The organism is Candidatus Marithrix sp. Canyon 246, assembly GCF_001723685.1.
Lineage (GTDB): Bacteria > Pseudomonadota > Gammaproteobacteria > Beggiatoales > Beggiatoaceae > Marithrix.
Genome location: NZ_MCBX01000013.1, coordinates 37,935 through 55,031, shown reverse-complemented (window position 1 = coordinate 55,031; position 17,097 = coordinate 37,935). Strand labels below are relative to the sequence as shown.

Sequence of the window (17,097 nt, the reverse complement as noted above, 5' to 3'; positions counted from 1 at the left end):
AGTAGTTAAATAATGGGAAAAGATTAAATTTTATGAAATGGTATATAAATTGCTTAGTACTAATTACAATCAGTTTACCTGTAGCAGCAATCGAACTGCCTGATATTGGTAGTTCCGCTAACTTAGTAATGTCATTGGCTGATGAACAAAAATTAGGCACCAGTTTTTTTCGTCAATTACGTTTGCAAGTGGAATTAATAGAAGATCCTCAAGTTAATGATTATATAAATAATTTAGGTTATCGTTTGGCATCCTATAGTCATAAACCAGAACAACAATTTAAATTTTTTGTAATTAAAGATCCTGCTATAAACGCCTTTGCTGTACCCGGTGGGTTTATAGGGGTAAATAGTGGCTTAATATTAAAAACCCGCAACGAAGCTGAATTAGCTTCAGTATTAGCTCATGAAATTGCCCATGTGACTCAACGTCATATTGCTCGTAGTGTTGCAGCTTCTAAACGTATGTCATTACCGATGATGGCGGGATTATTGGTGGGTTTAGTAGCTGGTTTAGCTAATCCTGCGATTGCACATGCAGCTGTTATGAGCGTCATGGCTGGTAATATACAATTACAAATTAATTTTACACGTAGCCATGAAAAAGAAGCTGATCGTGTAGGCATAGAAACTTTGGCAAAAGCTGGTTTTGATACACGCTATATGCCAATATTTTTCCAACGTTTACAAATAGCTAGCCGTTTATATGATAATGTTCCTGAATTCTTACGCACTCACCCAGTGACAACTGATCGAATCGCAGAATCGCGTGATCGTGCAGAGCAATATCCAAGAAAACGAGAACAAGACACGCCGTTTTATCATTTAATGAAAGCTAAAGTATTAGCTTTAACATCCGAGAATCATAAAAAACTATTAAAGCAATTAAAAACGATGTTAAAAACCAAACAATTTCATGATGAACGGGCAATTCGTTATGCTATAGCTGAAACAGCATTATCAAGGGGTTTGCTCAATCAAGTAAAAATCCAATTAAACTGGTTATTAAAATATGATCAAGATCGTGCAATTTATAGTTTATTGCAAGCACAATTAGAATGGTTAAAGAAAAAGCGCGTCAAAGCCGCATCACTGTATGATGAAGCTTTAAAAACTTATCCCGGTAATATAATGATCGGCTTAGATTATGCGGAAAAGTTATTACAACATAAACAAAGCCGCAAAGCAAAACGGGTGTTATTAAGATTAGCAGCAGATAATAACCCTTATTATTATAGTTTATTATCACGCGCTTATCAATTAAATAATGAAAAAGCACAATCACATTTAGCCTTATCAGATTGGTATTATTTAATGGGAAAAACTAGATTAGCTTTAGAGCAAGTGAATTTCGCTAATAAATATAAAGCGGATTATTATTTAAAGGCGCGTATAAAGATGCGACATAAAATATTAGAAGCAGAATGGCAAGAAGAACAACAAATGAAAGAAAAATATTAATAATTATTAGTGTACTAATGATTAATGGCTGTGCGAGTTTTTTTCCCTCAGTGCAACACACTACTCAATCACCTTGGAATAGTTTTGATGATGTAAAACAAACTTTTGATCAAATAAATCCGAATGTTACAACCAGCACCGATTTAAAAAAATTAGGCTTTAATCCTTTTGAAACACCAAATGTGAAATTATTGACATATTTAGATTTATTGGAAAAATTTATGCCAAACCCTTCTATCAGACTACAAGATATTGATCCCGGAGTTAAGTCTTGTTTAGAAGCGAGAGATCAATGTTTTGGTTATGAAGCAACGCCTAGCATCTTAGATAGCAAACGCTATGGAAATCTATTTTTAGATTTGCTAAATTTTAGAAGAAAAAAAAGAACCAGCGGCTGGAAATTTAAGGCTTTAATTGTATTAAAAAAGGATTTAGTGGTACATAAAATATGGGGTGGTGAACCGAAAGTATCTGAATTTGAAGACAAAAGAAATCCACTTGGTCCATTTCAGGATATTAGTGGAATTTTGCCTTCTATTCAAATTAACTAGACACTGCCTAACAACACCTTTCTCAAGGATTCTTCAAATTGTTCATTTAGTTGTTGTTCTAAAATGCTTTGCCAATTAGAACGATTACTAGTGAATTTCGTGATAGGATCAAAAAATCCATTTTTTGAATATTCTCTTTTAACTTGCATTCCTTCTGAAAATTGTTTTCTATGGATTCCTATTGGTGTTTGAAACTTATTTAACTTAGTTTCTGCTGTTAAAATAGCATATTTATATGGTTTATGATTATGATCACGCCAAACATGAATACCACTTTCTTTTGAAAAGAACAGCCCTGCTCCTGCACCTATAATTTCTAATTCATAACCAACTAATTTATCATGAGAATTGTATGAACGATATAAATTATCTGTATAAATATATTTCTGATCTTTAGCTTGTATCCATACAGCACGTTGATTTATATTCCAAGAGTAATCAGCAATTAAATTGATAAATATATTATATATTTTTTCAATATTTTCATATTTACCATAAATAGCTAATAAGCATCGCCCAGTCTTTACTTGTATTGTATCTAATAATTCTAATTGCCATTTTTTATTAGCTTGTTGCCAATCTGTGAAGCTTGTTGTTAGTTGATTATTAAATTTTTTAATTGCTATTAAAGCTAATGTTGTTTCTGTTTCAATCGTTTGTATTTGTTTAAATAAAGTTTTATTTTGTTCTAAAAGTTGATGTAATTTAGCATATTCATTAGCATTAGTTTGCCAAAATTGTTTACAATTACGATTACGTTCTAAAATATCCCAGCGGCTCCATAATTTATTCATAATTGCTCCATCATTTATTTGTTGTGCTAAACGACGAGCAGCTGTAACTTGAGTAACAAGCTCTGGTAAAGTTTTATCAAGATCGCGCTTTTCGGTAAAAATGTTGGAATTAAATTCTAGTTGATTGTTTTTTATAGTTATCACAATCTTCATTGAAGTTGAAATACTATAACGATTTAAAGTTTTGGCTAATGGAATTACTACTTTTTCTTGTAAATTACGTTGTAATTGACGCGCACCATATGGGCTATTGCTGCTTAAATTAGCTAAATAATTAATCACAGCATCTTCAAATTCAATCGAAATATTACGTGTCATTAAACCATATCGTGCTAATATTTTATCTAGTTCACGTTTTACTATTGGATGTAATACTTTTAAATTCAAACTATTAAAAGGAATTATTTGATCAATGCGATTAAATAATTCTGGTCTAAAAAATTTTTGTACTGCATGTAAATAATGCTTTTGTAATTCATCGCCGCTATTAGAAATATTATGAAATCCCGGGCTAAGTTGACGACTATGCCCAGCACCTATATTTGATGTCATAATAATCACACTGCTACAAAAATCAGCAACTTGCCCTTTGGCATCGGTTAAACGCCCTTCACCCATTATTTGTAGTAATAAATCATAAAAACTATAATGAGCTTTTTCTAATTCATCAAATAAAACTACTGAAAATGGTTGTTGTCTCAGTTTATTGGTTAATAAACCTTGCGCACCCACATCGCCAGTTAAACGTAATACCGCGACTTCATCAGAAAATTCACTCATATCAAAACGAATTAAACGTTCACTATCACCAAACATAAATTCTGCTAATGCTTTAACTAATTCAGTTTTACCAACCCCTGTTGGTCCAACAAATAGTAGTGAGGCAATTGGTTTTCCCGGGCGAGTAAGGCGAGTTTTTACGGCGGCTAATAAATTAACTAATATGTCTATAGCGGCATTTTGTCCAAATAAACGCGATTGAAAAAATTCTCGTGTGGTATCCAGTTTTAAAGGAGTATGACTATCTATTAAAAAACGCGGCATTCCAGATTCATTACAAAATCTAGTTACTACCATTTCACGAGTGATTTGTTTGGTATGGATATTTTCTAAGAAGCTAATGGTTTTGCCCGGAAAACCAGAATATAATGAATAACGATGTTGTAAGCGTAAGGTTTCTTCAATTATAGGCTTTGGAATCTTTAATAAACTGTGAATAATTGCTAATTGTTGTTTAAATGTTGGAGCTTCAATGCGTTGAATATTAAATAAATTTGTATAACCCAAAGATGTGGTTTCAATACGTGCCAATTCTTCATCTGTACATTCACTCATCATACGTACACTGGCTAATGCTAATTGTTCGCGCATAAATTCTGCCATGCTAATCGGATTACCAACATAGGCTCCAACTTCAAATAATTGCGCTAGATTATGTACATATAATATATCCCCACTTTCACTAAGTTCTTCTAAAAGTTGACCCATAGGCTCTTCCCAGCCGCTATCAACGGTTAGCTTTTGTAATAAACGCGCAGCGGTTGTTTCCCAGACAACAGAATCAATACCTTGTCTATATAACTCTTTAACTAATGCGGTTTTACCTACTCCAGAACGTCCAACTAATAATAAGCTACGACTATATTTACCAGTTAAAGCGCGTTGCATTTGTTCAAGTTCAGTATCACGCCCAAAACAGCGGCAACTTTTACTAGTTTCTAATTTATTAGCGATTTTAGGCAGCCATTTTGTTTGCTTTTTCTTATTCTCTGCTGGTTTTGAGACATTAGTATCAATAAAATGTTCTGTAAATTCTATATTCTCGTACCATATTGTGGTAATAATATCTTTGATGTTTTTATGACGCTTCTTACGAGAAAACTCTAATTCAATCGCAGCCTTTAACGCTTCAACTAATTCAGTAGTTGTTTTAGCATAGCCTTCAACACCCAATACTGGTACAAATCCTAAATAAGAATTATTGGCTAATTGTGTATAAAAATAATCAAAAGTTAAATCTAGTATTTTAATACTAAGATTTAGTTGCTTTTTTTTTAATGAAATTTGAGGAGTATATTTAAAAATATCCTGAGATAAATCATCTTGACTAGCTTCTAAACGCTGAATTAGTGTTTTAGCAAGCTGTTTATTTGATTCATTAATTGCAATGGTTTCTGGAATTAATAAAGGGGAAACAAGACTAATATTTTCAGAAAATTCTAAATTAACAGTCCAAATTGGTAAAGATAGGGTGTTAGGCATGTTTGATAAATTGGGCAACCATAAAGGATTGCCCCTACGTTTTATAATTTACGTAATAAATGATTTAAAATCGGTGGTGTGAATAAGGTAGTTAAAATTACCATTATAATTATAACAGAGAACAATTCTTCTGAAATCACACCAAGTTGATTACCAATCATAGCAAAAATTAACCCGACTTCGCCCCTAGGTGCCATTCCCCAACCAACAATCCATTTATTGACACCTTTTCCTGCTAGCAAACCAGAAGCTAATTTACCAATAAATGCAACAACAGTAATAGCTAAAGCGATACCTAAGATTTTAGGATCAAATAAAGTTTCTAGTTTTACTTGCATTCCTGTTACCACAAAAAATATAGGAACTAAAAAATAGCCTAAAGGTTCAATCAGATAATTCAGATGATGATCATTATGTTTGCTTAAAATATTTTTCACTTTTTCTTTAGTATCATCATCAGTATCTATAATAGCTTTATCAATTTCTTGATTAATTTCAGGATGATCAAATCTATTAAAATGAACAGGTTCTAGTAATAAGCCAGCAGCAAAAGCTCCAATTATAGGAGCTAAACCAGCTAAACTTGCCAAATAAGCAAAAATTAATCCTAAGCTGATGACAAGAGTAAACCTCATGCTCATACCACTGTGAATTTTCGAGAACAAGCGTCCAATTTGAGGTGCTAATAATTGTCCCAAAAATAAAGCTAATACTAGAAAACCGAGGGCTTTCAGAGTAATAAAGCTGACACCAAACAAACTGACTGCGCCTGTCACAACAATAGCTGATACTACTGCCAATATAATCAAGCCCATAACGTCATCAATAACGGCAGCACCTAAGACAATTTGTGCTTCTCTTGTCTGTAATTTATTTAAATCTTTGAATACTCTTCCGGTAATACCGACTGAAGTTGCTGTGAGAGTAGCACCTAAAAATAAATAGGAATTAAATTCTAAGCCGGGCATTAATAACTTACCGACATAAAACCCTAATGCAAATGGAAGTACAACCCCTACAATTGCAACTAATAAGGCTCTGAATCCAACTTCACGCATCTCTTCAATATTGGATTCTAAACCAATTTGAAAAAGTAAGATTACGACACCTAATTCGGCAAGAAATAAAATGATATGATTGGTTTTAATAGGCTCAAAGATATTAATCCCAAATAAGATTAAATTACCGATGATTACCCCGATAATTAATTCACCTAAAACTGCTGGCTGTTTAATTTTTTCAACTAAGCTAGAGAATTTAGCTAATAATAATATGACAGGAATCCACAATAAATTGATTGCATTTTCTCCACCGCCACTGGCAAAAGCTAAGGGGGTAAAGAATAAAAATAGGAGAATAAACACCCTATGTGATTTATTGTATTGATAATTAAAACTTATTGATTTCATTTTCAAAAAAAACGTTACAAAATTTTGTATTTTATCATAGATATCTCATTCTTTTTATATTAATTTGTAGGTTGGGCTGACGAAAGGAAGCCCAACAATTTTCACAACGTCAATTTCTTCCATGATTCGTTGGGCTTCCTGTCGTCAGCCCAACCTACAAATTTATTGAGCGGCTTTGAGATAGCTATGAATTGATGAATAAGGCCAATCAATTGCCTGTTTTACCCAACCATGTTTGACAGGATTATTATGAATATAATCTACATGTTGTTGCCAATCAAATTCATCACGTATTGTATGTTCCCAAAAACGACGTTGCCAAATGCCGCGTTCTCGTTTTTTCATTCTTGAATCATTAATCAACTCGGTTTTTGGAATATGACGTGAAAACATTGATTTTATTAACATCCAACGTTTAGAATAATCAACATCATTTACCGATAATGTCCATATTGCATGAATATGATCAGGTAAAATCACAATTGCATCAATAGTAAATGGATGACGACATTTAACTTCTCGCACTGCATCTCTCAACAGATCAATATGCTCAACAAGCAAAGATGAAGAACGATCCGCCAAATTTACAGTAAAAAAATACGTGCCACCAGCAACCCGATAACGTCTATATTGCATTTTTTATACCTTTTAAATGTAAATTTTTTGTATCTTTTTTATTTTTGAATCATATAACTTTCTTTAATTTTTCTTTCTAATGTATCATAATTTTGTCCGGGTTTTAATATAATCCTTTGTTTTGTATAATTTAATATAATTGGTATTGAGTAATCTGGTTTTATTTTATCAATTTCTATTGTAAATCCTTCTCTATATAAGTCGTTTGTTCCATTTATCCATATTGTGGTTGTTCCATCACTGCGCGTCATTAAACCTTCAAAGCTTATATATCTTGGTAATTTGGGTTTTGGAATTTCAATCTTTTTCGGTTTAGTGACTTTTATAGGTTTTTTTGGCTCTATTTTTGGTTGTTCAATCTTTTTGATTTTAACAGGTGGTTTTTGGATTGTTTTTTTGGGCTTTATGACTTTTATAGGTTTTTTCTTAGCTATTTTTGGTTTCAGTTTTTTAGGTTTTCTGATTCGTTTTTTTCTCTTAATTTTTTTAGCTGATTTTCGTTTTTTAGGTTTTTTTATTTTAATACGGCGTTTTTTTCGTTTAGTTACTTTTTTGCGTTTCTTGACTCGCTTTTTGACTCGTTTTTTTCGTTTAGGTTTTTTTATGATTGGTTTGGCACGCGCTGCATCAAGTGCTTCACGTTGTGCTGGTGTTGTGAATAAACGCAATAAGCCTTCTGCTTTTATTGCTGGAGATTGAGTGCATAGTAAGATTATTATTAGTAATAATTGCAGAAGTTGTTTCATTCAATTAGTATATAAAAAGTATTATAAATATGTCAAATATTTTTTGCTTTTAATTTATTTATGAAATATAATATCAACTTCTTGATTCAATTTTAAGGATAATTTTAATGAAAAAATTACTTAGTTGGTGTATGACTGGGCTACTCTGTTTAACAACAAACAATGTATTGGCTGAACGTTTACAATGGAAAGTTGAAGATGGTGGCAATGGGCATTATTACGAAGGTTTTGATGCTAGTGTTATTTGGAGTGAAGCCAATAGTCTGGCAAAAGCATTGGGCGGGCATTTGGCAACTATCACTTCAGATGCAGAAAACCGATGGGTTTTTGATAATGTCGGTAAACTTTATTATTTCTTAGGAGGAACCGATGCGCTTGAAGAAGGAAAATGGACATGGGTTACTAATGAAGAATGGGTGTATGATCGCTGGGCTAATGGTGAGCCTAATAATTATGGTGGTAATGAGAATTTCTTATTTTATAATCAATCTTATGGATGGGTTGATGCTTCGGGAAGCCATAAAGCAAATGGATTTATTGTAGAATATCAAAATGATGGATCATCAACGCAGCCAACGCCTGAGACTTGTAAGCCTGCCACTCTATCTTATGACTTCAAACTGCATATTCCGCTTCTACATTATTCTCCACTTGCTGGTAATGACGAGATTATGCCTTTATCAGTTGATATGAAAATTACAAATTCTAGTCAATATATATTTCAAATTATTGATTATAAAGTTATTAAATAATTTTTTATCTTGGTAATTCCTTGTTTATAGCCAAACCTGACAGGTTTTTAAAACCTGTCAGGTTTAATTTCGGGTTTCATAAAGTCTTAGGCTTCTTGTTTTACCATAGTTGATAATATACCTATTATTCTACCGGGATTGTCTTCAATGCTATAATCTCTTAAATCAATATTCATCTTGAACTTGTTTGATCGTAAAATTACTGTATGACATTATTTTTTCCTAGTAATTGAAAATTAAATTCTAATTTTTGTTTTAATACTGTTTTGCCTGCTATGTTTACTTCAACTTCTAATTTGTCGAATCTTATTGCTTTATTGCTAGCCGTATAAGAATTTATCGCTGCTGTATCTATAAATAAATATAGGGTTAGTGTGTTTGTTAGGGTTTCTGTTATTTTAGTTTGTAATTCTTCGCCTTCGCCTTTGAAGCCTATCGGTATTGAGTTACTTTCTGTTAGTAATATTCCATTTTCGCTGAATTGTGTGTTGTCATAGTTTATTTCAATTACAATTTCCGTTTCTGGTTTGCGCTTGTCATGCTTAATAACTATGGAGCCTAATAGCTGTTTGGTGGCTGTGTTTAAATCAATTTCAATGTTATTTAGAGCTAGCCAGTTTAATTTTAAGTGGTAGCGACGGCGATAGTAAAATTCATAAAATAGTAATATAAATAGGCTTATTTGTATTACTGCAAATATTGATGCTGTAATCCAAATTTGTTGGTTGAATTCTGTTCGTGGTTTTAATATGCGATTTTTAGCTGTTTCTTGATTTAAGCCTTGGCTTGCATCTTTTGATGGATCATATAGTTCTAATAGTGTTTTATTGTCTAGTATTCGTTCTGGGAATATGCTAGAAAAAAAGCTGTGTGCTGGTATTACTAATGGTTTTATGCTGTCAATTTTAATGCTATTATCATCAAGGTTTAGCCATTGGTGTGTATATATATCTGGAATTTTGTAATGAAATTTTAGCTTAAATTTTATTTCTAAATTGTTTAATAGAGGATTGTTTTTATCAATAAATGGAATAAAAATTGTGCCGTCTGCTTGACGCTGGCAAATTTTTGATTTGAGACAAGCGGCTATTGAGCTAGGAATTTCTATGTGATTCACTTGTTTGTTAAACAATATTTCTATCGTTTCAGGTTTCCAATATTCAGATGCCGCTATTTTTAAATTAATTCCTCGTTTACTGATTTGTACGATTCGCAATTTTTTATTAGATATAGCGATTCGATCTAATTTTATTTGTTTTGGATAATCAAGTATGGTTGCTGGTGGTTTTGGTGAAACTTCTGCGATTGTATAATTTAAATTATTGTTATTACTAGGTGATGTAATCGTCAAACTTGATTGTTCTTCAATTTTAAAAAATTTATTGACTTTTTTAGTTATCTCATTTGGCTGTTCTATATTGTTACTGGTTTGTTTATCAATGCTAATTAGAATGGTGCGAGAAAATGCCTTGAGATTTGTTAGGTGTTTTTCAACATAGGGTAAAACTGTCATTTTTGCCAAGAAGCGAGAATAGTTTGTGCCTTTCGCGCGATTATCTTTAGACATTATTTGGCTTAAAGTATTACTAAAATATGCTTGATTTTGCCCTTGTTTTATAGTTTGCCATTGAAATTTGGAACCCACAAATATTAAAGATAGATAATCTAGTTTTGGGCGATAAGGGATTGTTCCTGTATATAATAATTTTGGTAAATTCGCTGCAATTAAATATCGTGCTACTTGATCAATTTCTACAGTGTCTTGGATTAATACAATAAAATTTGTCTCGTTTCTAGGTAATGTAGTAGCGATTTTTTCTGGTATTACACGAGGATTTTCTTGCAAGTGTGGATATAAATGTGGATTTGTGAGTATAAATACCAGCGTTATAATTGCAAAACTTAGTTTTAAAGGAGTTAAAAGGCGATAAAATTGAGTTGCAATATAGGCTAAAAATTTTGCAGAAGTAATTGCCCAATTTTGACCAATTACCTTGATATATAATTTATCAGTTAAGACTTTATCTGTTGCCGCTAATGGAACTGTTTTTAAAGCGGCACGTATTTGTGGTGTTGATAAATCTTCTAATAACCGCTGACGTAACCAATCTGGCATGTAGGCTTGACGAAACCAAGGTAGGCGAATCAGTTTAGTTGTATTTAAGCAGTTAAAATTATTTGCTAAGTGTAGGGTTAATGCCGAATGTAATTCTGGATATGCAGCAGTGGCACATAGACATTGATAATTATCTTTGCCTAAATAAACTTTAAGTTGTCTTAATAATTCTGCTTGTACAGTTGCTTCTGGTGAATTTGCCTCTAACCAGCGGCTTGGATATTCATATAAATATCTTGGATATTTAGAATGCCATTGTCTATCTACAGCTAAATCTTTAGCGCGTTGTGGAATTTCATCTATTGATGAGATATACAAATTGTCAATTTGTAAAGATTTGTGATTCCATATATCGTCTAAAGTCAATAAGATGCAATTTGACCACTGTGAAGAATTTAAAACCCAAGCTAATAATTGATTGGTAATGGGGTTATTACCTTCAGAGATAATTATTAAGCGATTTTCAGAGGAATGCTTGCTAACTTGTGCCAACAATTGCTGCGAAATTTGGGTTTTATAGCCGCTATGAAAATTAGCTTTAAAAAAATAACGAGTAATATTAATATCTAGCTCGCTTAATTGGTTTATTAAGCGATCAAAAAATTCAGCTTGGTGATCATTAAAACTAACTTTTTCTATTAAAACAATACATTTGTTAGTGTTTAGAAACTGTGCTATTCGTTTGACATTTTGTAAGCTTGGTTCTGAAGATTGAACAACTAATTGTTCAATCGCTAATTGAGGTTTGGTGATTTGAAAACTATCTAAGTCTTTACGTCGCCACCAGAAGTTAAATATTAAGATTAATGGTATTGCTAATAATACCCATGTATAAACAACTTTTAAATCTGATAGCTGAATATTATTGGGTATAAAGATTATAAGAAAAAAGAATTTTGTTAGGTGTTTCATTCCTACTTTTTAGTCTCAATAATTTCCATTAATCGTTCAATTTTTCTATCTAAATCTTCCAGAGTTAGAGGATGTGTTTGTTGTTCTTTTTTTAATCTGGCTGCGCGGTGTTCTTCATCCAAAACATTAACAACAATACCTATCACCATGTTTAAAAATGCAAAAGTTGTCAAGAATATAAAGGATAGATAGTACATCCAGCTTAGAGGATAGACAGCCATACTTTCATACATTATATCCGCCCAACCTTCAAAAGTCATGATTCTAAACAGGGTTAACATTGAGATACTGATATTACCCCATAAAGTCGGATTAATTGCTTCAAAAAAGATACTACCAACGGCTGCATAAATATAAAAAATAATAAATAGCATTAAGACAATATAACCTAGCTGTGGCATAGCCTTCATTAATGAAGTCAATAATATACGTAAGTCTGGAATGATAGATATCATCCGCAAGACACGGAATATACGTATTAAACGCCCTACTACTGCCATTTCACTATTTTCAATTGGTATTAAACTGATAGTTACAACTAAGGTATCAAAAATATTCCAGCCATTTTTAAAAAAGTCCTTTTTATTTTCTTCACTAATAAAGCGAATACAGATTTCTATTAGAAAAAAAATGGTAATTAACCAATCCAGTATCGATATTACTTGTAACATCACTGGTGAAATGGAATAGGTTTTCACACCTACCACCAAAGCAGAAAAAATGATTATAAAAATAACAAACAATTCAAAAAATTTGTTATGGCGGATTGTTTGAAATGTTTGTTTAATGGCAATGGTTTTCATACTTAAAATCTCAAACGCATTTTGGCTAGTTCAGTTCCCATCAACGATAATAAACTCGCTAATTCTGGACCATGTGTTGCACCTGTGAGGGCGGCGCGTAAAGGCATAAATAATTTTTTACCTTTGGCTCCGCTGGTTTGTTTTAGTTGTTTTATCAATTCTTTATAGTCACCTTGGCTAGCTTCTAAGGCTGTTATAGCATGATTAAAGAATTTTTTTTCTGTGTTGTCAATGACAGTTTGTGCTTCTGGTTGTCGTACAATCTCGTCTATGAATAAAGTGTTTGCCCATTCTACTGCTTGTTTAGGAAAGGTTATATTGGGGCGAATTGCATTTATAAATTCATCACGCGCTGTTTCTGGAACTAGCTGGTGTACTTGTTCTCCCATCCATTGCCATAATTCTTCTGTGCTTGCTTTGATAATGGCGGATTGTTGCCAATGTCGTAATTGTTGTTCATCAAAACGAGCTGGCGCACGCCCTAAGCGTTCTATTGAAAATTGTTCTGCTAGTTGTTCTAATGATAGCAAGTTATCATCTGTATAAGTATGACCTAATCGGGCTAAATAGTTTACTAATGCTGTTGCTAACCAACCATCATTTATCATGCCTTGAATATTTTGGCTACCATTGCGTTTAGATAGTGGTAAGCCGTCATTACCTAATATCAATGATATATGTCCATATTCTGGAATGGGTAAATTTAGGGCTTGCAAAATTAAAATTTGGCGCGGTGTATTAGTTAAATGATCTTCGCCGCGAAATACATGACTAACTTCCATCAGTGCATCATCTACTGCATTACAGAAGAAAAATGCAGGTGTTCCATCAGCGCGACGAATTATAAAATCTCCTAAATCATAACTAGCAAATTGTTGTGTTCCTCTAACTAAGTCATTAAATTCAACATTTTGTCCGCGCGGAACTCGAAAACGTAAAGTTGGTTTTAAACCTTTGTCAAGTTTTGCCGCTGTTTCAGCCTCACTAAGATGGGTACAAGTACCTGCATAACGTGGTGCTTTGCCAGAGGCGCGTTGTAATTTTCGCGATAATGCTAATTCTTCAGGGGTACAAAAGCAAGGATAAGCAAGATCTTGTTGTTCTAATTGTTGATAATATTTAGCATAAATATCAAAGCGATCTGATTGTTTTTCCTCCTGTTGCCACAATAAACCTAAGCTTTTTAAGTCTAGTTTTAACTGTTGAATGTAAGTATCTTTACTACGCTCTAAATCAGTATTTTCTATCCTTAATAGAAACACACCTTTATAAGCAGATAAAGCATTAAATAATGCAGTGCGAGCGTTGCCTATATGAATTAAGCCAGTAGGGCTGGGGGCAAAACGAGTTTTATGGTTCATTTTATATGGTTTTATTATTTAAAATTTATTATTGTATCATGAAATAATCAAGCGATTATTGCCTTCTTAAAATATTAGATGCTAACCATTAATTTAAAAAATGATCCCAATCAGTTTGTGCCCATATTGCCTGTAATTGAGAAAATTCCTCGTTTAAGGGTTTTAGCATTTGTTCTGCTGCTGTTAATTCATTATCTTTAGTTAATTGTTCTGCTTGAAACGCGATTTCACCTAAGCGTAATGCGCCAACGCTACGCGAACTGCCTTTTAGGCTATGAGTAATACGTTCTATGTCTTTTAGCTTGTTGTTTTTTAATGCAATTGTTAATTTTTCTAATTGCTTAGGAGTATCTTCCAGAAATTTTTCGATGATTATTTTTAATATTGCTACGTTGCCAATCGCAATACTTTTTGCTTGTTCAGCGTCAAAAATCGGTAAGTCTGTTGATAATTCTTCAGTGCTAGTAGTTGCTAGAGTATATTTATCTACTATTGAATGTAAATTTTCTATTGCAACTGGTTTACCTAAGCAATCATTCATTCCAGCAGCAAAATAAATTTTTAAATCAGGCTCTTGATGATTAGCTGTTACTGCTACAATAGGAGTGTCTTTATTTTCACCACGACGTATTTGTCTTGTTGCTTCTACACCATCCATTATCGGCATTTGTATATCCATTAAAATTAAGTTGTAATTATTTATTTTACATTTTTCTACTGCTTCTTGACCATTTTCTGCAATATCTACTTGGTAATTCAGTTGCTCAAGCATATTAGTTGCAACTAGAAGGTTGACTGAATTATCTTCTACTAATAAGATTTTTTTATCTTTATTGATCTTGGTAGTAAATTTAACTAGATATTTATTTAAAATCTTATATAAACCATCTAAATTAATAGGTTTAGCAAGATAATCATCCATACCTGCCGCTAAACAACTTTCCGCATCACCTTGCATTGCATTAGCTGTCATAGCAACGATAATATTTTTATTGTTTGCAGATTCATGTTGACGAATCCATTCGGTTGCTTCAAAACCACCCATTTCTGGCATTTGTATATCCATAAAAATGATATCGAAGTTTTGTGTGGCTAATATTTCTATAGCTTCAACACCATTTTCAGAAGATGTAACTTGACAACCTAATTTTTCTAACATGTTAATAGCAACCATACGATTGACTTCATTATCCTCTACTAACAATGTTGAAATATTAGTCAGAAGCTTTTTATGTTGCTTTAAGGATAATTGATTCACATCAGTCATAGTTATCAATTCTTGTACTTTATTAGGATTGTTAAAATTTTCCCGTAGTTTTAATATTACTTGTTGTAATTGATAGCGTCGTAAAGGTTTGATTAAGTTAGCAGAAAATCCAATTTGCTGTAATTGTTTACTATTTTCTTGTTCTCCGCTTGAGGATAACATTATTAATATAGTTTTCTGAAATTTCGGATTTTGACCAATCATTTGCCCTAATTGTATGCCATCTATATTAGGCATAAAATGATCAATAATAGCTAACCAATAAGGATCATTGTTTAATTGTGCATCAGTTAAAGCCTTTACAGCCGCTTGAGCATTATCTACTGCATTAGTACGAATATCCAAATTTTCTAGTTGCTCAATCAGGATTTTTTGATTAACTGTATTATCATCTACGATTAAGATGCGGGTGCTTTTTAAACTGCTTAAATCTAAATCAATATTGGCATTCACAAATTCTAGTTGTTCAAAATTGCTTGCATGAATTTCTGCTAAGGGTAATGGCAAACTAAAGCTGAAGCTAGAGCCTTTATGTAATTCACTTACCACTCCCATTTTACCCTTCATCATTTTAACTAGTTGCTGACTAATTGCTAAACCTAATCCAGTTCCTCCAAATTTACGAGTAGTTGAAGTATCAGCTTGAGTAAATTTATCGAAAATAGTATTTAATTTATTGGCAGCAATACCAACTCCTGTATCTTCAATATTAAATACCATTTGTGCTGATTCAACGCTTTGCCATTGACAATCTATATCAATTAATACATGCCCTTGATTAGTAAATTTCACTGCATTACCAGTTAAATTGGTTAAAATTTGTCTTATTCTACCAGCGTCACCTACCAAGTAACGAGGTGCATCAGGTGCATAACGTACAATTAATTTAACACCTTTAGCTTCAGCAGTAAGTGCAAGTAAACGAGCAACTTCTAACACAGCGGCTTCTAAATCAAAAGGGGCTACTTCTAAAGATAATTTACCAGCTTCAATTTTAGAAAAATCAAGAATATCATTGATAAGAGTTTGTAAAGCTTCAGTTGATTGGTAAATAATTTGAGCATATTCACGTTGCTTAGATGAAAGCTCAGTATTTAGTAATAACTCCGTCATACCAACCACACCATTCATAGGTGTACGAATTTCATGACTCATATTAGCTAAAAATTCGCTTTTGGAACGGGTAGCTGCTTCAGCCGTTTCTTTGGCTTTACGTAATTCAGCTTCAGCTTGTTTACGTTCAGTAATATCACGCCCAACTAATTGATATTCAATGAGTTCATGTTGAGGATTAAACATTGCTCTAGCCACCCAATGTTGCCAGCGCGTATCGTGATTGATAACAAGATAGTATTCAGTTTCTATAACAGGCTTTAATTCACTTAAATTCTCCATCATTTGTCGAATTAATGCCTGCATTTCATCTGATTCATCAGCAAATCCAATTAGCTCATTTTCAGTTTTATTGAAATAGCGGCAATAAGCTTCATTAACAAAACTGATGCAGCCATTAGGTATATAGCGACAAATAAGCTCAGTTTGATCTTGTACAATGGCGCGATAACGATCTACAATAGTTAATAAACGTTCATGAGCATCTTTCAGAGCAACTTCATTTTGCTTGCATTCAGTAATATCACGAATAATTGCATAAATCTTTCTTTGTTCTACCAGAGGATAAGCATTCCAAGATAAGAGACGATAAGAATTATCTTTACATTTATAGCGAGTTTCAAAATTCTTTACAGGCTCGCCTTGTAATAATTTGTTAAAAAACTCTTCAGAACTTTGACGATCATTTGGATGAATAAAATCTAAAAACGGTTTACTTAATAAATGACTACGATGATAAGCTAAAGTATCTTCCCATGCCTGATTTAATTGCTTAAAATAACCATTAAAATCAATGACACATTGCATATCTATTGACAGATTAAATAGTTCTTCAATCTGTTTTCTTTCAGTAATATCCATAATTATGTTGATAATTGCTTCTAAAGATAGTAAAGTTCAAGGTTTTTCTTTTGC

At 32.5% G+C, this 17,097-nt stretch carries 11 protein-coding genes; 3 read left to right on the top strand and 8 right to left on the bottom strand.

Annotated elements, in window-relative coordinates:
• Window positions 1-32: 32 nt before the first annotated feature.
• Window positions 33-1,460 (top strand): M48 family metalloprotease, encoded by a 1,428-nt coding sequence (locus tag BHU68_RS09175; protein ID WP_069471027.1) that lies wholly within the window; start codon window positions 33-35, stop codon window positions 1,458-1,460.
• The gene (locus BHU68_RS09170; RefSeq protein ID WP_069471026.1) at window positions 1,424-2,011 is read left to right on the top strand and encodes a hypothetical protein; all 588 of its coding nucleotides are present in this window, start codon (window positions 1,424-1,426) and stop codon (window positions 2,009-2,011) included. The genes BHU68_RS09175 and BHU68_RS09170 overlap by 37 nt, the downstream gene beginning before the upstream one ends.
• Here the strand turns inward: BHU68_RS09170 and BHU68_RS09165 are convergent.
• From BHU68_RS09165 to BHU68_RS09150, 4 genes are all read right to left on the bottom strand, one after another.
• Window positions 2,008-5,067: an AAA family ATPase gene (locus BHU68_RS09165; RefSeq protein WP_069471025.1), complete on the bottom strand. Its 3,060-nt coding sequence runs from the start codon at window positions 5,065-5,067 to the stop codon at window positions 2,008-2,010. The two genes, BHU68_RS09170 and BHU68_RS09165, sit on opposite strands and share 4 nt — an antisense overlap.
• Window positions 5,068-5,108: 41 nt before the next feature.
• Window positions 5,109-6,476, bottom strand: a complete 1,368-nt coding sequence (locus BHU68_RS09160) for a cation:proton antiporter (RefSeq protein ID WP_083234248.1) — start codon at window positions 6,474-6,476, stop codon at window positions 5,109-5,111.
• Between the two features lie 162 nt (window positions 6,477-6,638).
• Window positions 6,639-7,112 carry an REP-associated tyrosine transposase gene (locus BHU68_RS09155; RefSeq protein WP_069471024.1) on the bottom strand — a complete coding sequence of 158 codons (474 nt, stop codon included), beginning with the start codon at window positions 7,110-7,112 and terminating at the stop codon, window positions 6,639-6,641.
• A 38-nt stretch (window positions 7,113-7,150) separates the two neighbouring features.
• Window positions 7,151-7,858: a hypothetical protein gene (locus BHU68_RS09150; RefSeq protein WP_069471023.1), complete on the bottom strand. Its 708-nt coding sequence runs from the start codon at window positions 7,856-7,858 to the stop codon at window positions 7,151-7,153.
• Window positions 7,859-7,965: 107 nt separating this feature from the next.
• Here BHU68_RS09150 and BHU68_RS09145 point away from each other — a divergent pair, with 107 nt between their 5' ends.
• Window positions 7,966-8,610 (top strand): C-type lectin domain-containing protein, encoded by a 645-nt coding sequence (locus BHU68_RS09145; RefSeq protein WP_069471022.1) that lies wholly within the window; start codon window positions 7,966-7,968, stop codon window positions 8,608-8,610.
• 199 nt (window positions 8,611-8,809) lie between these two features.
• Here BHU68_RS09145 and BHU68_RS09140 read toward each other — a convergent pair whose 3' ends face one another.
• From BHU68_RS09140 to BHU68_RS09125, 4 genes are all read right to left on the bottom strand, one after another.
• Window positions 8,810-11,638, bottom strand: a complete 2,829-nt coding sequence (locus tag BHU68_RS09140) for a hypothetical protein (protein WP_069471021.1) — start codon at window positions 11,636-11,638, stop codon at window positions 8,810-8,812.
• A gap of 2 nt (window positions 11,639-11,640) precedes the next feature.
• Window positions 11,641-12,441 (bottom strand): ion transporter, encoded by an 801-nt coding sequence (locus tag BHU68_RS09135; protein ID WP_069471020.1) that lies wholly within the window; start codon window positions 12,439-12,441, stop codon window positions 11,641-11,643.
• Window positions 12,442-12,443: 2 nt separating this feature from the next.
• Window positions 12,444-13,802, bottom strand: a complete 1,359-nt coding sequence (gltX, locus tag BHU68_RS09130; RefSeq protein WP_069471019.1) for a glutamate--tRNA ligase — start codon at window positions 13,800-13,802, stop codon at window positions 12,444-12,446.
• Between the two features lie 88 nt (window positions 13,803-13,890).
• The gene (locus BHU68_RS09125; protein WP_069471018.1) at window positions 13,891-17,043 is read right to left on the bottom strand and encodes a response regulator; all 3,153 of its coding nucleotides are present in this window, start codon (window positions 17,041-17,043) and stop codon (window positions 13,891-13,893) included.
• Window positions 17,044-17,097: the final 54 nt, after the last annotated feature.